The organism is Streptantibioticus cattleyicolor NRRL 8057 = DSM 46488, from assembly GCF_000240165.1.
GTDB lineage: Bacteria > Actinomycetota > Actinomycetes > Streptomycetales > Streptomycetaceae > Streptantibioticus > Streptantibioticus cattleyicolor.
The window spans coordinates 452,251-470,304 of record NC_017586.1; the positions used below are offsets into that span (position 1 = coordinate 452,251).

Below are 18,054 nucleotides of genomic sequence, written 5' to 3' on the forward strand. Positions count from 1 at the left end.
GGGCGGTCAGCGGCCCGCGTTGTCCCAGTCCTCCGGTACGCCGAAGGTGCCGGCGAGACCGGCCCGTCCAGCGTCGGTGACCCGCACCACACGGCGGGTCTCGGCACGGCGGATCCAGCCGAGGGCGAAGAACCGGTCGGTGAGCGCCGCGCCGAGGGCGCCGGAGAGGTGGTGGCGCTGTTCGCTCCAGTCGACGCAGTAGCGGACGGCCGGGCGGCGCCGGGGCAGCCCGGCCGGGTCGATCCCGAAGTCGGCCAGGAAGCGTGCGCCGTACTCGGTGACGCGGTAGGCGGCGTCCCGACCGGGGGCGGAGGGACGGTCCAGGCCGGTGTCGTCCGACCGGTACCGGCCGTCACCGCCGGCGAGCACCCCGCGACCGAGCAGCGCGTCCATCAGCGCCACGCCGAGCCGGCCGGCGAGGTGGTCGTAGCAGGTGCGGCAGCGGCGCAGCTGCTGGGCGCGGGTGCCGTCGCGCAGCGATCGCACCGGTTTGTCCGGCGCCACCCGGGCCAGCGCCTCCAGCACGTCGGAGACCTCGGGGCCGCTGAGCCGGTAGTAGCAGTGGCGGCCGTGCGTGCGGGCGACCACCAGTCCGGCCTGGAGCAGCCGGGCCAGGTGGGCGCTGACCGTGGACGGGCTCACCCCGGCCTCCGCCGCCAGCACGCTGGCCGGCAGCTCGCGCCCGTCGCCGAGCGCCAGCAGCACCCGCACCCGCGACGCGTCCCCGAAGACGGCCGCCGCCCGCGCGACGTCCGCCTCCCGTTCGACGCGCGGCGCCGCCGAGGTGTCGATGTAGGTGGCCATGTGCCCAGCGTAGGCGCCGGACGTTTCGCCGGGGGACGAAACGTCGCCGCGGCCCCGCGCCGGTGACGCTTCGCCCGCGGCCGAAGGGTCCCGGCGGAAGGCTGGAGGCATGGAGCGGATCAAGGACGCGGGTACGGAGCGGACGGTGGCGGCCGTGGCGGGCGGTGGGCGGTCGTGGGCGCCGTTGCTCGCCGTGTCATCGGGATTCTTCATGGTGATCCTCGACGTCACGGTGGTCACGGTGGCGGCGCCGGTGCTGGGGGCGGATCTGCGGGCGGGCGCGGCCGGGCTGCAGTGGGTGGTGGACGGGTACACGCTGGTGTTCGCGGCGGCGATGCTGCTGGGCGGGGCGCTCGGGGACCGGTTCGGGCACCGGCGGGTGTTCCTGACCGGGCTGGTGGTCTTCACGGTGGCGTCGGCCGGGTGCGGGGCGGCGCCGGGGACGGGGGCGCTGGTCGCGGCGCGGCTGGCGCAGGGGGCGGGGGCGGCGCTGCTCGTCCCGGCGTCGCTGGCGCTGCTGAACGCGGCCTATCCGCAACGGGCCGCGCGGGCGCGGGCGTTCGGGGTGTGGGGCGCGGTCTCCGGGCTGGGCGCGGCGGCCGGTCCGCTCGTCGGCGGCCTGGCGGTGTGGGGGCTGAGCTGGCGCGCGGTGTTCTGGGTGAACCTGCCGTTCGGCGTGGTGGCGGTGTGGCTCACGCTGCGGCACGTGCCGGCGCCGCCGCCGCGTCCGGCGGCCCGGATCCGGCCGGGGAGGCAGGCCGCCTGCCTGGTGGCGGTGGCGGCGTCGACCGCGGCGCTCAACGAGGGCGGCACGCTGGGGTGGACGGATCCGTGGGTGCTGGGTGCGGTGGCCGTGGCGGTGGTGGCCGCCGGGGGCTGCGCGGTGGCGGCCCGGCGGGCGCTGCGGTCGGTGCCCCGCGGGCTGGCCGGCGGTGCCGTGGTGGGCCTGTTGCTCAACTTCGGGTTCTACGGGGTGCTCTTCCTGGCCACGTTGTACTTCCAGCGGCAGCGCGGGTACGGGGCGCTGGCGGCGGGGCTGGCGCTGCTGCCGATGTTCGTGGTGATGGCGGGGTCCTCGTTCGCGTCGGGCCGGCTCACCGCGCGCGGCGGGCCGGGGCGGACGATGGTGGCCGGGCTGCTGACCGGTGCCGTGGGGTTCGCGGGGTGGCTGCTGGCGGGGGCGGACACCTCGTACGCGGTGCTGGTGGCGCCGATGGTGCTGGCGGGGGCGGGGACGTCGTTCGCGATGCCGGCGGCGACGGTGGCGGTGATGGAGTCGGCGCCGGGGGAACGCGGGGGTTCGGCCGCCGCGTTGCTGAACGCGGCCCGGCAGCTGGGCAGCGCACTGGGGGTGGCGCTCTTCGGCAGCCTGGCCGCCCGCCACCTGGTGGCCGGGGTGCATTCCTCGGCGGTGCTGGCGGCGGTGGCCTTCGTGGCGGCGGCGCTGGTGGCGGCGGTGACGGCGCCGGGCGGGGCGCGCCGTGGCGCGGTCAGCACACCGGCAGCCCCGGCACCGGCTGGTCGTCCGCGCCGCCCTTGAGGTAGACGTCGCTGACGTACACCCCGCTGTTGCCGCTGTCGTCGTCGGTCCTGGCCCACCACACGTTGGTCCACTTGCCGTAGCTCTCACGGCGGCCCAGATTCGCCTGGCAGTAGAAGTAGTTGGTGCCGGCGTTGAGCGTTCCGGCCCGGGCGCCGGCGGCGGTGTACGACGGAGCGGCGCGCCACACCGAGCAGTTGACCTTGCCGCCGCCGATCGGGGTGCACGCGGGCGCCTGCGGCGGCGGGGCCGGCGAACGCTCCGGGGCGGTGGAGTGCCCGGGGGCGGACGGGTGTGGTGACGAGGGGGGCGCCGACACCGACGCGGCGGATGCCGGGGTGGACGGCCGCGCGCTGGTCATCCCGTGCTTGGGCTCGCCGGGGGCGACGCCTTCGCGTGCGGTGCCGGAGGGGGCGGCGACGGCGACGCCGTGTGCCGCCGGCGACGGGGGGCCGGTGTGGTACAGCCCGTATCCGGCGGCGCCGGCGACGGCCAGCACGACGGCGGTGGCGGTGGCCGCGAGGAGGACACGGCGGCGGTTGCCGCGCCGGGGCGCCGCGGCGGTGGCCGGCGGGGCGGGCGCGGCGGTGGGCGTCGGCACCGTCTCCGGGGCGGGCGGTGCCATAGGTGGCGGCGGGCCGAACGCGGCCGAGGGCCCCGGGGCGGCGGGGAGCGGGTGGCCCGCGGCGACCGCCGTCAGCATCTCGGCGGCCTGCCGCGCGGTCGGCCGGGCCGCCGGGTCCTTGGCGAGCATGGCCTGGAGCACCGGGGTCAGCGGGCCGCAGCGGTGCGGCGGCGGCAGCGGTTCGGTGACGATCGCGGTGAGCGTGGACCACACCGAGGTGCGCTGGAACGGCGAGCCGCCCTCCACCGCCACGTAGAGCGTCATGCCCAGCGACCAGACGTCGGAGGCGGGGCCGGGGTCCTGGCCCTGGGCGCGTTCGGGCGGCAGGAAGTCCAGCGAGCCGACGAGTTCGCCGCTGCGGGTGAGCTTGGTGGCCGCGTCGTCGCCGGGGGCCTCCATGCTGGCGATGCCGAAGTCGGTAAGAACGACCCGGCCGCCCCGGTCGAGCAGCACGTTGCCGGGTTTGACGTCCCGGTGGAGCACCCCGGCCTGGTGGGCGGCGTCGAGGGCGGCCATCACCTCGGCGCCGATCGCGGCGGCGGAACGGGGGTCGAGCGGGCCGCGGTCGCGCAGGACGTCGTCGAGGGAGGGGCCGTCGATCAGTTCCATGACGATCACCGGGCGTCCGTCCTGCTCGGTGACGTCGTGGACGGTGATCACGCCGGGGTGGCGGACGCGGGCGGCGGCCCGTGCCTCGCGCTGCATCCTGGTGCGCAGTTCGGCGAGTTCGGCCGGGCCGGCGTCGCTGTAGGCGCGCAGGACCTTCACCGCGACCTCGCGGCCGAGCACTTCGTCGACGGCACGGCAGACCACGCCCATGCCGCCCTTGCCGAGCCGTTCGGCCAGCCGGTACCGGCCGCCCAGCAGCGTGCCGGTCGCTTCGCCGTCGTCCGCTTCCCCGGTGGGCACCACTCGCTCCGTTCCGTATCCGACGCCGGCCGGTCGCGGAACCGCGCGTACCGGCCGTTGGGCGGCACCAGGTTAGAGGTTGCCGGCGGCGGGCGTGTCCGGCCGACCCGCCCTCAGGTGTCGGCGGCGAGCAGGTCGTACAGGGCCATGGGCGTGACGTAGCCGGGCCAGCGGCCGTCCGCGAAGAGGCGCACGCCGGCGTCCTGGTAGCACTGGTCGGCCAGTTGGGAGCAGATCATGTGGCCGGTGCCGGCGATGTAGCGGCGCAGCCCCGGCACCCACAGCCGGAAGCGGTGCAGCGCGATGGCGAGGTAGTCGAGGAACGAGTACGGCACGCCGACGTACGCGCGGGCCGCGGCGCACACGGCGGTGCGCTGCTCGTCGGTGAGCCCGGGCGGATACACGTAACGGACCACGGCGCCGTCGTACGCGGTGAGCGGGCGCACCCGCGCGCCGCCCGGCTCGGCCTCCAGTATCCGCTCGCCGGGCAGGACGACGAACGCGTGCTCGTAGTCGCCGAATCCGTTGCCGTTGAGCCACTGTCCGAGCCGGATGAGCTTGCCGACGGCACCGGAGATCGTGGTGAGTCCGATGTCTCCTGGAACGGGATGGGGGTGGATCACGCGGCGGCTCCTCATGGCCGTGCCACGCGCCGGCCGGTCACGGACGCCAACAGCCGTGCCGACGCGGCGTGATGGGATGACTCCATTGTGTCACCATCCCGCTGCGCCCGTCGAGGCCCCGGACGGGTCGTTGGCCGAGCCGTTGCGGGAACGTTGCCGGGCCGGAGCCGGACGGACGGGGACGGGGTCCGCCGGGAGCCCGTCGCGGTAGCTCCACAACGGGCGGCCCTCGCCGCCCCGGTGCGCGTCGTCAGCGGCGGACGGCCGTGAGGACGTCGCCGAGGGCGGCGGCGACGGCGCCGGGGGCCTCGACGGGGATGAGGTGGCCGGCGCCGGGGACGGTCGTCAAGGTGGCGTGCGGGATGTGGGGCAGGAGGTGGTCGCGCAGCACGTGCGGCGGCTCCACCACGTCGTTCTCCCCGGCCAGCACGGTCACCGGGACCTCGATCCGCCGGGCGGCCACCGTGATGTCCGCCGCGATGCCGCGCAGCGGCCACTCGGTCCGGGCCTCGTCGTCCGCGGCGAGGCTGTCGCGTTCCGCGGTGGCCCGCGCCGTCCCGGACAGCGGGGTGGCGGTCAGGACGTCGTCGAGGGCGTGGCGCACCGTCGCGGGCGAGTCGTAGGCGTGCGACAGGCCCTGCCGGTACTCCTCGGTCACCAGGGCCGGCGGCTGCGGCGGCGCGGGCGCGACGAGCACCAGGCCGGCGAGTCCGGCCGGCCGGCGGGCCGCGAGGAGTTGGCTCACCTTGCCGCCCATCGAGTGGCCGACGAGGACGAACGGCCCCGGGGCGCACGCCTCGACGATCCGGGCGAGGTCGTCGGTGAGCCGGTCGAGGCCGTAGGGGCCGGGCAGCGTCCGGGAAGTGCCCCAGCCGCGCTGGTCGTAGCGGATCGTCGCCTGCTCCGGCGGCAGTTGGCCGATCACGTCGTTCCAGGTGTCGGCCGAGCCGCCCCAGTAGTGGACGAACACCAGCGCCCGTCCGGCGCCGCCCGCCACGCGCACCTCGATGGACCCGTCCGCCACCGGCACCGCCTTTGTCGTTTCCGTCATCATCGCGCCTCTCCCATCGGCCGCGGAAAGCGGCTGCCGCCGTCTCGCCGCGGCTTTCGCACCAGTAGCCTGAACTGTCTGCCAGGCACGACACCGACGGTATGCGCGGGGCGGCGCGCACCCTGGCGGAAAGGGACGGAGTGCTTGTGGAAAACGGACACACCGCAGTGCGGCAACTGCGTTATCTGCCTGCCGTGGGAGCGACGTACGGGGTGGAGGTGCTGGACTTCGCCGCGCTGCGTGCGATGGACGCCGAGCGCCGGCGGATCCAGCCGCAGCGCCCGGACTTCCACGTCTTCGCCCTGGTCGCCTCGGGTCGCGGCAGTCACGAGGCGGACTTCCACGGCTACCGGCTCCAGGAAGGCAGCGCCGTGTGGATCCGGCCGGGCATGGTGCACCGGTGGAGCGGCATCGACGGCTGCGACGGGCCCCTGGTCCTCTTCCGGCCCGGATTCCTCCCCGGTCTCACGGCGGCGGAGGCCACCGCCCCGGCGTGCTGGCACCTGGACCGGCAGCGGCTGTCCCTCGCCCTGCTCGCGGCCGGACACCTCGGCAGCGAGCACGACGCGGCGGTGCGAACGCCGCGCCTCGCGTCCCCCGCGCTCCTGTCCCACCTGCTGGCGGCGCTGATCCTGCGCGCCCTCCCCGAGGCACCGGCCCCGTCCGGCGCGACTCCCTCCGGCGACCGGCACACCGAGGTGTTCCGCGCCTACCGGGCCGCCGTGGAGGAGCACTTCACCGACCGGCACCAGGTGGCCGACTACGCGCGGGCGCTCGGCTACGACGTCCGCACCCTCACCCGGGCGACGCGGGCCGCCACCGGCACCGGCGCCAAGGCCTTCCTCGACCAGCGCGTCCTGCTGGAGGCCAAACGCCTGCTCGCCCACACCGACCTGCCGGTCGGCGGCTGCGCCCGGCGCCTCGGCTTCCGGGACGCCGGGAACTTCACCACGTTCTTCCGCCGCCAGGCCGGCACCTCCCCCGCCGCCTGGCGCACCGCGTACGGCACGCACCGCCCTTGACCCCCGCGCCACGGTGTTCATCCGAAAGGGGAGCGCCACCGTCGGCGGCAGCGTCGGTTTTCCGTCAGCGGAGCGTCAATTCGGCGCCGTTGACTGTCAACTTCCCATCAGCGGCGGGCCCGAGGGGTGCGGCTCGGGCAATACCGTCGGAGAGGCGCCCCGGGCCTCACGGTCCGGCCCGGGGCCGACGACCCCCGCTGGAGGAGACCTCATGAGCGAGCACCTGTACGGGGACGACCCGGAGCCCTCCGATCGCCCCCCGGCCGGACCGCTGTACGTGCCCGTCCGGCCGGGCCCCTCGGGCTGCGCGGCCCGTATGTTCCGTACCCCGCTGGGCGGTCGCACGGCCGTCGGCTTCACCACCCGGCAGGCGCTGGCCGCCACGCTCGGCCCGGGTCAGGAGTGGATCAGGCTGGCGGAACCGGCGTTGCGGGCGCTCGCCGAGCCGTTGGGGGTGACCACGCTCACCGTCGACCCGCAGTTCGCCGCGCCCGGGGTCGGTGCGTCGGCGCGCGGTGCCGGACGGGTGCGGGACCCCCGGCCGGCCGGGATGGCGCGGGTGACCGGGGCGGCGGCCCTGGTGGACGTGGTGTGCGGCGCCGAGCGGCTGCGGAGGGCGTCGTCATGACCGTTTCGCTCGCCCCGGAACCCGCCCGGTCCCCGAGCCGTGAGCTGTCGGTGTGGCCCGCCTCCGCGCGTACCGCGCCGCACGGGGACGTCACGGTGGCCGGCGTGGCGCTGACCGAGATCGCCGAGCGCTTCGGCACCCCCGTCTACGTCCTGGACGAGGCCGAGGTGCGCCGGCGCTGCCGGGCGTACCGGGCCGCGTTCCCCGACACCGACGTGCTCTACGCGGCCAAGGCGTTCCTGTGCCGGGCGATGGCGCACTGGGTGCGGGAGGAGGGCCTGGGGCTGGACGTGTGTTCCGCCGGGGAGCTGGAACTCGCCGTCACCGCGGGCTTCCCGCCGGAGCGCATGGTGCTGCACGGCAACGCCAAGAGCCCGGAGGACCTGCGGGCCGCGCTGCGGCTGGGGGTGGGCCGGATCGTCGTGGACAGCACCGGCGAGATCGCCCGGCTGGCCGCCCAGGTTCCGGCCGGGACCCGGCAGAAGGTGCTGCTGCGGATCACCCCGGGGATCGCCGCGGGCAGCCACGCCGCCGTCCGTACCGGCACCGACGACCAGAAGTTCGGCCTCTCCCTCGCCGACGGCACCGCGCAGCACGCGGTCGCCCGGGTGCTGGGCCAGCCGCGGCTCGAACTGGCCGGTCTCCACTGTCACTTGGGCTCCCAGATCGACTCGGTCAAGCCCTATCTGTCGGCGGTGCGCCGCCTGGTGGGGCTGCTGGCCCGGATCCGGCGGCAGCACGGCGTCACCCTGCCCGAGCTGGACCTCGGCGGCGGCCACGCGGTCGCCTACCGCCCCGGCGAACGCGCCCTGGACGTCGCCGCGCTGGCGGTACGGGTGCGTGCCGAGCTCGCCGCGTCCTGCGCCGCCGCGGATCTGCCGGTGCCCCGGCTCGCCGTCGAGCCCGGCCGGGCCATCGCCGCCCCGGCCGGGGTCGCGCTCTACCGGGTGCCGTCGGTCAAGCGTGGCGGCGACCGCACGTTCGTCGCCGTGGACGGCGGGATGAGCGACAACCCCCGGCCCGCCCTGTACGGCGTCGGCTACGCGCCCCGGCTGGTCGGCCGCCGCTCCGGTGCCGCCCCGGTGCCGGTGACGGTGGTCGGACGCCACTGCGAGGCCGGTGACGTCCTCGCGGCCGACGTGCCGCTGCCCGGTGACATACGCGCCGGGGACCTCGTCGCCGTCCCGGTCTCCGGTGCCTACCAGGTGTCGATGGCCTCCGGGTACAACCTCGTCGGCCGCCCGCCGGTGGTCGCCGTCGCCGACGGCCGTGCCCGGCTGCTGGTGCGCCGGGAGTCGCTGACGGACCTCAGCAGCCGGGACGTCGGGCTGTAGTGCTCACGGCGTGAGCCCGGCGTCGCGGGCCAGGAGGGCGGCCTGGACGCGGTTGGTGACCTCCAGGGCGGTGAGGATGCGGCTGACGTGGGCCTTGACGGTGCTTTCCCGCATGCCCAGCCGGGCGGCGATCTCCGCGTTGGTCTCCCCCTCGGCGAGGAGGGCCAGCACGTCGCGTTCGCGTGGGGTGAGCCGGTCGAGCCGGGTCCGGGCGGCGGTCGTCCGGGCCCCGCCGGCCTGGTGGTAGCGGTCGATGAGGCGGCGGGCGGCGCTGGGGTGGAGCATCGCGGAGCCGACGGCGACGAGGTGGACGGCGCGCAGGATCTCGGCGGGGTCGGTGTCCTTCAGCAGGAAGCCGTCGGCGCCGGCGGCCAGCGCGTTGTAGACGTACTCGTCGAGGTCGAAGGTGGTGAGGGTGATCACCTTCGGTGGACGGGGCAGGGCGCGCAGCCGGGCGGTGGCGGTGATGCCGTCCATGCGCGGCATGCGGACGTCCACCAGGGCGACGTCGACGCGGTGGGCGGTGGCCTGCTCGACGGCGTGCAGGCCGTCGCAGGCCTGGGCGACGACCTCGATGCCGGCGTCGCCGTCGAGGAGGTCGGCCAGCCCCAGCCGGACCAGGGCGTCGTCGTCGGCGATCAGGACGCGGATCATGTGCGGGTGCCGTTCTGTTCGGGCGGGTGGGGGATGCGGGCGGTCAGCCGCCAGGTGCCGGCGCCGGCGGGTCCGGCGTCGAGCCGGCCGCCCAGGGCGGTGACCCGCTCCCCCAGGCCGACCAGCCCGAACCCGGAGGTGACCGCGCCCGGAGCCGGGGCGCCCGCGGCGTTGGCGACCTCCACGGTGGTGGCCGGCGGGCGGTAGCACACCCGGACGTCCACCGGCGCCCCGGCAGCGTGCTTACGGGCGTTGGTCAGCGCCTCCTGGACGATGCGGTAGACGGCCAACCGGTGGGCGGCGGGCGCCTGTTCGGGCCGGCCGTCCACCTCGGCGTGGACGCGTTGTCCGGCGTCGCGGGCCTGCTCGACCAGTTCGTCCACGTCCCGCAGTACGGGGGCGGGGACGGCGGAGGCGGGGGTGGTGTCGGTGTCGCGGAGGGCGCCGAGCACGTCCCGCAGGTCGGCCAGGGCCTCGGTGGAGGCGGTGCGCAGCAGGGCGAGGCGTTCGCCGACCGGTTCGGGCAGCGTGCCGCCGCGGGCGGCGAGGACGCCGGTGTGCAGGGCGATCAGGCTGAGCCGGTGGGCCAGGACGTCGTGCATCTCGGCGGCGATCCGGGAGCGTTCGGCGGCGCGGGCGGCCTGCTCGCCCAGTTCCCGTTCGATGCGCAGGTGCTCGACCTGGCCGGCCAGCGCCTCGACCAGCCGGTGGCGGCTCCCCAGCCACAGCCCGCCCACCACGGCCAGCAGCAGGAACAGGGAGGCGCCGTACTGCTGCGGCATCCACAGCGAAGTGGGCGGCCGGGAGACCAGGTTGGCGCCGAGCGCGACCGCCGCGCAGCCGAGCGCCACCCGGGCGCGCCGGTTCGCGGCGAGGTCGAAGAGCGCGACGAGCAGCAGCGGCAGCGGCGGCCACCCCCACACGCCGACGGTCGCGGTGGTCATGGCCGGCGCGACGGCCCACGGCAGCCGGCGGGTCAGCAGGGCCGCCCCGCACAGCACGGTCACGGCGCTGCCCGCGGTCAGGTAGTGGCCGCCGGAGACCGAGGCACCGTTCTGCACGGAGTTGGCGGTCAGCAGCGCCACCAGGCAGCACCGGCCGACCGCGGCCCACCGGGTCTTCTCTCGCCAGCTCACCCCTCGGATCCTAAGCGGCCGTCCCCGCTCGTCCCTTCGACGACCTTCGCCGCTCTCCCCCTACTTTCGTCGGGGGAGACGGTCGCACATCGGCCCCTCCGCGGGCTCCGGCGGGCTTCTAGCGTCGCCGTCATGGACGACTGGATCACCTCGCACGACCGTGTCCGCGCTCAGCGCCATGCCGAGGGCTGGATGTTCCTGCTGGAGGCCGCCCGTGACATGCGCACCACCGGCGCCGTCGCCCCCAGCGGGACGGCGCTGGCCCGCGCGCTGACCGCGCCGGTGGACGCCTCGGCGCGGTGGCCCCTGACCGTCCTGGAGGCGGGGGCCGGCACCGGTGCGGTGACCCGCGTGCTGATCCCCCGGTTGCCGCCGGGCAGCCGCCTGGACGTCGTGGAGGCCAACCCGCGCTTCGCCGACCGGCTGCGCCACCGTTTCCGTACCGACCCGCGTCCGGCGGCGGCGCACCGGGTCGATGTCGTGGAAGGGCTGATCGAGCACCTGGAAACCGGCCGCCGCTACGACGTGATCGTCTCCGGACTCCCGCTGACCAACTTCGGCCCCCGCCGAGTGGAAGCGATCATGGATCGGTACCTGGAGTTGCTCCGCCCCGGCGGCACGCTGACGTACTTCGGCTATCTCGGCACCCGTCGGGCGCGCGTGCTGTTCTCCTCGCGCGCCGAGGCACGCCGTCACCGGGACGTCGAGGAGGTGCTGGCCGGCTACCGGCGCCGGTACGCCACCGGCTGCCGGACGGTGTGGGCCAACCTGCCGCCGGCCAGGGTGTGGCGGCTGGAGCGCCCCGGGGTCCCGGGCCCGGTCCGGGTGGTGGACGGCGCGGTGGCGCGGGCCGGGCGGTGACCGGCGTCCTCGCGGTCGTCGGCGGTGTGCCCCCGGCGGCCGTCTACCTCGTCGTGGCGGTTGCCGTCCTGGCCGGGTCGGTTCTGCTGATCGGTGCCTTCGTGCCCACGTTCACCTTGTTGCTGACCGCGGGGGCGCTGGCCCGTGGCGGACAGGTGTGTCTCCCGGGGGTGATCGCGGTGGCGGCCGGTGCGGTGGTGGCGGGTGATTTCGCCGCGCATCGCACCGGGCGGCTGCTCGGTGCCCGGCCGCTCTCCGGCCGCCTCGGCGACCGCGTGCGGGCCGGTGTGTGGCGGCGTGCCGACGCGCTGATGGCCCGCCGAGGCGGACAGGCCGTCCTCGTCGGGCGTTTCGTGCCCGTCCTGCGTACCCTCGTCCCCCCCTGGCCGGGGCCACCGGGTTGCCCTACCGCCGCATCGCCCCCTACAGCGTTCTCGCCGCCCCGGCGTGGGCCACCGCCGAGGTCGGCGCCGGTTACGCGGCAACGGCCTTCTCGCGCCGTGTCCTCACCGTCGGGGTTCCAGTGCTCGTCTGCGTCGTGATCGCGGCGGCGGTGACCGGGGCGGCCGTCCGGCGGGGAGAACGGAAAAGGGTGAACGGCGGTCAGGGAAAAGCCGGTTGCCGCGCGCGGATTCCTCAATTGTGGCTGGCGCCGGCGCCGGACGGAGGACGTCTCGCGGACTCTGCCTGTCCGTACAGCCGCCGATGCATTTCCGTGCACCGGACGAAAGCGGACCCGACCGCCGTGAAATGCGAGGGAATTCCCCGGCACACCGCGCTGACCAGCGATGCCGCCGCGATCGGCGGGGCGAGGCGCCACACGGAGGGAAACCTGACGGGTACCGGGGGCGGGCGCAGCCGCTAACATCCCAGCAGACAAGGATGATTCCGTCTCGATCCGCGACCTGCCCCTCACATTTCCCAAGGAGGCGTACCTTGTCCGCGCAGCGAGAAACCGACGGGAACGACAGGAATTCGGGGGTCCGGCGGGCGGTTGCGCTGCCGGCGGCGAACACCGAGGCGTTCTCCGGCCTCACTCCGGGGCGGGACGCCGGTGGCCGTCCGGAGGCCGGGCAGGCCGGTGCCCCGGTGTCGGCTGCCGACGCCCCGGTTCCGGCCGCCGGGGCCCCCGTTCCGGCGGCGAAGACCACCTCCTCCGTTCCGGCCGTCGCTCCGGCGAGCGGCGGGGGGAACGGGGGCGGCGGCGCGCCGGCGGTGTGGGCGGCCGAGCAGCCGGCCACGGGTGACGACGGTGAGGCGGGCGAGGCGTCGCCGGGGCGGCCGAAGCGGGTGGTGATGGCCGCCGCGGTGGGCGGGGTGGCGCTGCTCGCCATACCGTTCCTGCTGGTGGGCACCGGCTCGTCCAAGGAGAAGACGCACCCGACGGCCGATGTGGGCAACGCGGCGCTCGGCGGCAGCGCCCAGCAGCCGCAGGCGCTGGTGTCGGTGAGCCCCCTCCCCTCGACGTCGTCGTCGGGCTCCCCCTCGCCGTCGGCGTCGGCGTCCTCCGGCGCCCCGTCGTCCCCGGCCGCCGACAGCCCGTCCACCGCGCCGAGCACGGCGAAGCCGCCCGCGACGGAGAAGCGGGACGACCAGTCGGCGGACCAGCAGCGGTCCGCCCCGTTCCCCGTGGTCTTCGCGGGCGCGGGGCACGTGCTGCTGAAGAACGCCGGCACCGGACTCTGCGCCGATATCCCCGGGTTCGGCTCCGGTTCGGTCAACGGGCCGGTCAACCAGTACTACTGCCAGCCCGGCGACGGCGACAACCAGATGTGGGCCCTCCAGGTGGTCGACGCCGGCCACGGCCCTGGCGGCGAGAAGCTGTTCACCATCCGCAACACCAAGGACAGCCTGTGCATGGACCTGCCGAACTACGGTGCCAACCCGGCCGGCACCGCGGTGTCGGAGTATCCGTGCGCCCCGACCACCGGTGACAACCAGCTGTGGTACCTGGCCTCCGGGGACGGCGGCTCCTACCAGATCCGCAACCTCGCCGCGCACGGGCTCTGCCTGTCCGTCCGTGGCGGCGCCGGAGCCGGCCACGACGCACGGCTGATCATCGACCCCTGCGACTCGTCCGCCGACGACTGGACCTGGCCGTCCGGCTGAGCCCCGAGAGCAGAGTGCGACCGAATCGCGAGGGGCACGAGGTGGAGCGGGTCTTCGTCTTCCGTACCGAGCGGCGTTGGGACGGCGCGGACGCGTGGGAGCCCGGCCCGTGGCTGCGCGTGGGCATCGAGCGCGACGAGCGTCCGCCGCTGGACCGGCTCGGCTGGCGTACGTACGACGGCGCGGAGGCAGCGGTCGGGTTCCGGGCGGCGATGGAGGGCTTCTACGGGCACTACCGGGCCGCCGACGGCGCGCCGGCGGAGTATCGCGGCGAGCTGGAACGGTGCGAGGCCGTCCAGGAAGCCGCGGTTCACCGGTTCCGCACGCAGGAGAGCCAGGGGGCGGACTGGCAGGCGGCGGGTGACTGGTGGCTGCTGCTCGAGGACGGCGACGCCCACGTGGAACGCCTGGACTGGCACGACCGGGCGGGCGCGTCCGGTTCGATCACCCTGCGGGCGACTTTCACCGAACCCGACGGTACGCGTGAGGTCACCGCCCTGGTCTGCACGGTACGGGCGCACCACGAGTACGAGGCGGTCGGCGAGATCGCCGACAACCTGCTGAACGACACGCACGCCAAGTGGCTGGGCGACTGGAGGACGGGCGCGTGGCTGAAGTTCCGTCTCGTGCGGCCGACTTTCGTCCAGTATTACGTGCTGGCCTCGGCGAACGACTGCCCGGACCGCGACCCGACGGCCTGGACGCTGTACGGGTCGAACGACGGCCGGCGATGGACCGCGCTCGACTCCCGTACCGGTGAGGTCTTCACCGGGCGACACCAGCCGCGAGGCTTCGCCGTGACCGGCACGGCCGGCGTGGGGTACCGGCACTACTGCCTCGAGATCACCGCGAACGCCGGTGCCGAGCACGTCCAGCTCTCCCAGGTCCGGTTGTTCGATACCGGTCCCGTCGCCGCGTACACCGGCTTCTTCGGCTACCGTCGGCGGGCGGGTCAGAGCCCGTCCGGTTTCCGTGGCACGCCGCCGGCATCCGCACCGGAAGGCGCGGGTTTGCGCACCGTCGAGGAGTGGCGTGCCTATCTGTCCGACTACAGTGCCGACATCATCCGGGTGACCCAGGGCCGCGAGCTGTGGAACGTCAGCGACGAGCAGCGGGCCGCGGGCTGGCTGGGATACGAGGGCGCGAGCGAAGAGCGGCTCGCGGCGCTGGAGGAGCGACTCGGCACCCGGCTTCCGCCCAGCTATCGCGCGTTCCTCGGCGCCTCCGACGGCTGGCTGCGACTGAGTTCGTTCATGTGGGAGATGCGCACGACCGACACCGTCGCCTGGCTCACCGAGACGGACGCCGCCCTGGCCGACTTCTACGACGAGGACGACGAAGAAGGCGCCGTCCTCGGCCGCTCGCTGCTGATCTCACAGGAGGGCGACGCCCAGTACTGGCTGCTCGATCCCGGCGACGTGTCCGACGACGGGGAGTGGGCGGCGTACATCTGGGCGAGCTGGTACCCGGGCCTGGGCGAGCGGCACGCGTCGTTCGCCGAGCTGGTCCGGGCGGAGCGCGCCGTCTTCGAGAGGCTCGAAGGCCACCGGGGCCACGGCGTACACCCGGAGGGCGCCGAGGACCTGGTCGCCCAGGGCCGCGAGCAGGCGCTGCGGGGCGAGGCCGAGCAGGCACTGGCGAGTTTCGAGCGCGCCGCGGTCAAGGGCTCGGGCGTCGGCATGTACCTCAAGACCATCCTGGGCGCCTTCCTCGACCTGGGGTCCGCCCACCACGAGATCCGCAACAACGTCTTCGGCCGGGACCACGTCATCGCAGCGATCGGCGAGGACCAGGTGCGGGCCGAGGCGCTTCCGCTGTACCTGCGCCGTACGGTGGAGGAGCACGGGCCGCTCGTCGGGCTGCCGCGGCTGGAGATCCTCGGTCGGCTCGTCCCCGAACTGGGCTTCTCGGCGGGCGAGTCCAACGACGACTGGATCGACCGCGCTGCCGCCCACGTGCCGCCCCGGCTGCCCGAACCGCCGGCCTTCCAACAGGCCCTGGACCTGGCCCGGTCACTCGCCGCGCGGGGCGACGACGAGGAAGCGTGGGCCGTCGTCGAGGCCGCCCTGCCGCACTGGCACTCCGACGACCCGCACCGCATCGCCCCGGTCATCCTGCTGACGGACCCGGTTCTGCGTGGCGTGGTCACTCCGCACCGGGCCCAGCTGATGGTAAGGATCCCCCGCGGAAAGGCCCTTGGAGGAGATACGCGCTGCTGACCAAGTGGCCCCGTTCGCGGGTATGCCCTCCGGCCCCCTCCCCCAGGCCCGGTCGGCGCGGCTACGCGGTGGCCGTCTCGCCCGCGCGTTCCCCGGCCGGCCCGGAACGTTCGGTGCCGGGCGGGCGGTAGGGGGCCGCGACCTCCGTGGCCGCGTCCTTCGTGGGCGCCTCCTCCGTGGCCGCGTCCTCGGCGAGCGTGGCGGCGTGCCGTTCCGCCGCGGCGCGCAGGCGACGGGCGGCCTCGCCGCGCAGTTCGCCGTGGAGCGCCAGGACGGCGGGGGCCAGGCGGCGGGCGGTCGCCGGGTCGGGGGCGGCCCGCCAGCACGCGTCGGCGTTGGAGGCGGCCCGTACGGTTTCGGGGTCGTCCGCGCCTCGGGTGGCGAGGAGGGTGAGCGCCACGTTCCGGTAGAGCTCGACGGCGAGTTCGTGGTCGCCGCCGAGCCGGGCGACGTGGGCGCGCAGTCGGCGCATCTCCAGCGAGACCGGGGCGTCGGGGCCGTGGACGGCGAACACCTGGCGTTCCAGCGTCTCGGCGAGCGCGGCGGCTCTGGTGTGGTCGGCGGCCTCGGTGGCGCGCACGATGCGGGCGACGGCGGGGCGGTACTCGACGGGCAACTCCCCGTCGCCGGTGGTTCGTTGGGGCTCCGGGGCGGCGGTCACCGCGCGCCGGGGCGGCGGGAGGGCGGCGGGCGTGACGGTGGCCGCGGGGCCGACCGCGACAGCGGTCCGCACCTGCGGCACGGGCTGGGCGGCGGGCGTGGTGGGCCACAGCAGACGTACCCCGTGCTGCACGGCGATGCGGCGCAGCCGCCGTCCGCCGTCCGAGGGGCGCCCCAGTGCCTGGAGGGTGATGTATTCGCGCAGGGCGGGGTCGAGGTCGAGCAGGAGCCGGGAGAGCACGGGGAAGACCGAGTCGTCCAGTGGTTCGCCGGGGGTGCCGAGGTCGATGGCGAGGTGGTCGGCGGTCACCGGGCGGGCGTAGAGCGGGGGTTGGCGGTCCTTGCGGCCCAGGTGGAGGCCGGCCCGCAACACGGTGAGCTGCCAGTCGTCGGAGAGCTGGATGGTGCCCTGCCGGCCGTTGCCGAAGCCGGGGACCGGCGGGCGCCAGCGCAGCAGCAGCGGTTCGGGGGGCGACTGGGCGTCGTCGGCCGCCGGGCGGCAGGTCACGGCCTCCACGAACGGCCGCCAGGTCAGGGCGGCGTCGCGGCCGACGAGGGCGGGGCGGACGGCTTCGGAGGCGTCGTCGACCAGCGGGAGCCCGGTCAGCAGTTCCACCTCGATGCCGAGCGAGTCGGCGACATCCTGCGCGGCGGGCAGCAGGTCCCGGTGGTTGCCGGGGGCCAGCCGCACCTTCTCGCGCAGGGAAGCGGGCAGCGCGGCGAGCAGGGCGCCGAGGTCGTCGGAGGGTATGTCCGCGGTGTCCGCCGCCCCGGGGACGCCGACCACCACCAGCGGGTGGTCGGGGTCGACGGGTGCCGAGTAGCACAGGTCACCGGGGCGCGGCGGACGGGCCCGGGGGGAACGCACCAGCACCCCGGCCGGGATCTGCTCCACCACGCAGCCGGACGCCGTGGTGGCCGGGAGGCGTCCCAACTCGGGCTGCCAGGTCGGCGCGGGGTGGCGGGGTCCGTACGGCTCGGGTTCGCCGCCGGGGGTGAACAGCCGCCAGCCGCGCAGGCCGGTGAGGTGTTCCGGGGCGAACAGCGTGCCGCCCGGCACGATCACGGCCGGGCCTTCCGGGGCGATCACCCGAAGCTGCCAGGCGTCGGCCATGTGCTGGGCCAACGCCGGGCGGTCGGGGCCGCCGGCACCGGCGCCGGAGAGCACCAGGCGGACGGTGCCGACGCCGTCGGCGCGCAGCACGTCGAGGGTGTCGGCGAGCCGCCGCCACAGCGCGGCGGGTGCGTCGCCGTCCACCCCGATCACCACGGTCGCCGTCCGGGCGGCGTCCTCCTGCGCCGCCAGTGCGCGGGCGAGTTCGGCCACGTCCTCCGGTCCCGGGGTGGCCGCCGGTGAGCAGCGGAAGAGCAGCAGTCCGTCCCGCTGGTCGACGAGGACGGGGGGGTCGTCGTCCGGTGCCGTCCCGGCCGTTCCCTGGTCGGGCGTCTCCTGCGGGGTCGTCTCCCGGTCGCCGCGTGCGCGGCGGGAGAAGACCGCGGGCCATCGCGTCATCGGCTGCCTCCGGTGACGGCTGCGGTGCGGCGGTGGTCGTCCCGGTCGCGCGGACCGGGGTCGGCGCCGGGCCCCGTTGACACGGGGTGTGCGCGGCTCACCTGAAGTGGACGACGATCCGGCCCTCGTTGGACGGATCGGCCTCGAAGCGCGTGTAGAGCTTCTTCAGGTGCGGCTGGCGCAGCATGGCCAGCACGCGGGCCTTGAGTTTGCCCGTCCCCTTGCCCGGGATGATCTCCACCCGGTCGGCCTTGGTCGCCGCCGCCTTGAAGATGACTTCCCGGACGGCGCGGTCGACGTCGCGGTCGCTCCGGTAGAGCGGGTGCAGGTCGAGCGTGAGAGTCATCGGTGTCTCCCGTCCGGCTG

General features: G+C 75.5%; 16 protein-coding genes. 8 read left to right on the plus strand and 8 right to left on the minus strand.

Features of this window, described 5'->3' with window-relative positions; all coding sequences use genetic code 11:
- Positions 1-6: 6 nt before the first annotated feature.
- A complete protein-coding gene (locus SCATT_RS01850) occupies positions 7-804 on the minus strand; it encodes an ArsR/SmtB family transcription factor (protein WP_014141174.1) in 798 nt (265 codons plus the stop codon).
- 109 nt (positions 805-913) lie between these two features.
- Here SCATT_RS01850 and SCATT_RS01855 point away from each other — a divergent pair, with 109 nt between their 5' ends.
- On the plus strand, positions 914-2,344 hold the full coding sequence (locus SCATT_RS01855) for an MFS transporter (RefSeq protein ID WP_014141175.1): 1,431 nt from the start codon (positions 914-916) through the stop codon (positions 2,342-2,344).
- On the opposite strand, the gene SCATT_RS01860 is transcribed toward SCATT_RS01855, so the two are convergent.
- The 3 genes from SCATT_RS01860 to SCATT_RS01870 all read right to left on the minus strand — a co-directional run bounded on the left by SCATT_RS01860 (position 2,295) and on the right by SCATT_RS01870 (position 5,555).
- A complete protein-coding gene (locus SCATT_RS01860) occupies positions 2,295-3,878 on the minus strand; it encodes a serine/threonine-protein kinase (RefSeq protein WP_014141176.1) in 1,584 nt (527 codons plus the stop codon). The two genes, SCATT_RS01855 and SCATT_RS01860, sit on opposite strands and share 50 nt — an antisense overlap.
- 113 nt (positions 3,879-3,991) lie before the next feature.
- Complete coding sequence (locus tag SCATT_RS01865) at positions 3,992-4,501, minus strand: C40 family peptidase (protein WP_014141177.1); 510 nt, start codon at positions 4,499-4,501, stop codon at positions 3,992-3,994.
- Positions 4,502-4,751: 250 nt separating this feature from the next.
- The gene (locus SCATT_RS01870) at positions 4,752-5,555 is read right to left on the minus strand and encodes an alpha/beta fold hydrolase (protein WP_014141178.1); all 804 of its coding nucleotides are present in this window, start codon (positions 5,553-5,555) and stop codon (positions 4,752-4,754) included.
- Positions 5,556-5,698: 143 nt separating this feature from the next.
- On the opposite strand from SCATT_RS01870, the gene SCATT_RS01875 reads away from it, so the two are divergent.
- From SCATT_RS01875 to lysA, 3 genes are all read left to right on the plus strand, one after another.
- Positions 5,699-6,574, plus strand: a complete 876-nt coding sequence (locus tag SCATT_RS01875; protein ID WP_014627313.1) for a helix-turn-helix transcriptional regulator — start codon at positions 5,699-5,701, stop codon at positions 6,572-6,574.
- 211 nt (positions 6,575-6,785) lie between these two features.
- Positions 6,786-7,202 (plus strand): SAV_915 family protein, encoded by a 417-nt coding sequence (locus SCATT_RS01880; protein ID WP_014141180.1) that lies wholly within the window; start codon positions 6,786-6,788, stop codon positions 7,200-7,202.
- Complete coding sequence (gene lysA / locus SCATT_RS01885) at positions 7,199-8,536, plus strand: diaminopimelate decarboxylase (protein ID WP_014141181.1); 1,338 nt, start codon at positions 7,199-7,201, stop codon at positions 8,534-8,536. Before SCATT_RS01880 ends, lysA begins: the two co-directional genes overlap by 4 nt.
- 3 nt (positions 8,537-8,539) lie before the next feature.
- On the opposite strand, the gene SCATT_RS01890 is transcribed toward lysA, so the two are convergent.
- Together SCATT_RS01890 and SCATT_RS01895 are read right to left on the minus strand one after the other, a co-directional pair.
- Positions 8,540-9,190, minus strand: a complete 651-nt coding sequence (locus SCATT_RS01890) for a response regulator (protein ID WP_014141182.1) — start codon at positions 9,188-9,190, stop codon at positions 8,540-8,542.
- Complete coding sequence (locus tag SCATT_RS01895; RefSeq protein WP_014141183.1) at positions 9,187-10,326, minus strand: sensor histidine kinase; 1,140 nt, start codon at positions 10,324-10,326, stop codon at positions 9,187-9,189. Before SCATT_RS01895 ends, SCATT_RS01890 begins: the two co-directional genes overlap by 4 nt.
- A gap of 132 nt (positions 10,327-10,458) precedes the next feature.
- Here SCATT_RS01895 and SCATT_RS01900 point away from each other — a divergent pair, with 132 nt between their 5' ends.
- The 4 genes from SCATT_RS01900 (at position 10,459) to SCATT_RS01910 (ending at position 15,515) form a co-directional block, all read left to right on the plus strand.
- Positions 10,459-11,187: a class I SAM-dependent methyltransferase gene (locus SCATT_RS01900; RefSeq protein WP_014141184.1), complete on the plus strand. Its 729-nt coding sequence runs from the start codon at positions 10,459-10,461 to the stop codon at positions 11,185-11,187.
- 155 nt (positions 11,188-11,342) lie between these two features.
- The gene (locus SCATT_RS40540) at positions 11,343-11,729 is read left to right on the plus strand and encodes a DedA family protein (RefSeq protein ID WP_322972949.1); all 387 of its coding nucleotides are present in this window, start codon (positions 11,343-11,345) and stop codon (positions 11,727-11,729) included.
- A 394-nt stretch (positions 11,730-12,123) separates the two neighbouring features.
- Entirely contained in the window at positions 12,124-13,296 is a 1,173-nt protein-coding gene (locus SCATT_RS01905; RefSeq protein WP_014141187.1) for an RICIN domain-containing protein, read from the plus strand.
- A gap of 41 nt (positions 13,297-13,337) precedes the next feature.
- Positions 13,338-15,515, plus strand: coding sequence for an SMI1/KNR4 family protein (locus tag SCATT_RS01910; protein WP_014141188.1), 2,178 nt, complete (start codon positions 13,338-13,340; stop codon positions 15,513-15,515).
- Positions 15,516-15,576: 61 nt separating this feature from the next.
- Here SCATT_RS01910 and SCATT_RS01915 read toward each other — a convergent pair whose 3' ends face one another.
- The gene (locus SCATT_RS01915; RefSeq protein ID WP_014141189.1) at positions 15,577-17,688 is read right to left on the minus strand and encodes a hypothetical protein; all 2,112 of its coding nucleotides are present in this window, start codon (positions 17,686-17,688) and stop codon (positions 15,577-15,579) included.
- Between the two features lie 97 nt (positions 17,689-17,785).
- Complete coding sequence (locus SCATT_RS01920) at positions 17,786-18,034, minus strand: Smr/MutS family protein (RefSeq protein ID WP_014141190.1); 249 nt, start codon at positions 18,032-18,034, stop codon at positions 17,786-17,788.
- Positions 18,035-18,054 lie beyond the last annotated feature (20 nt).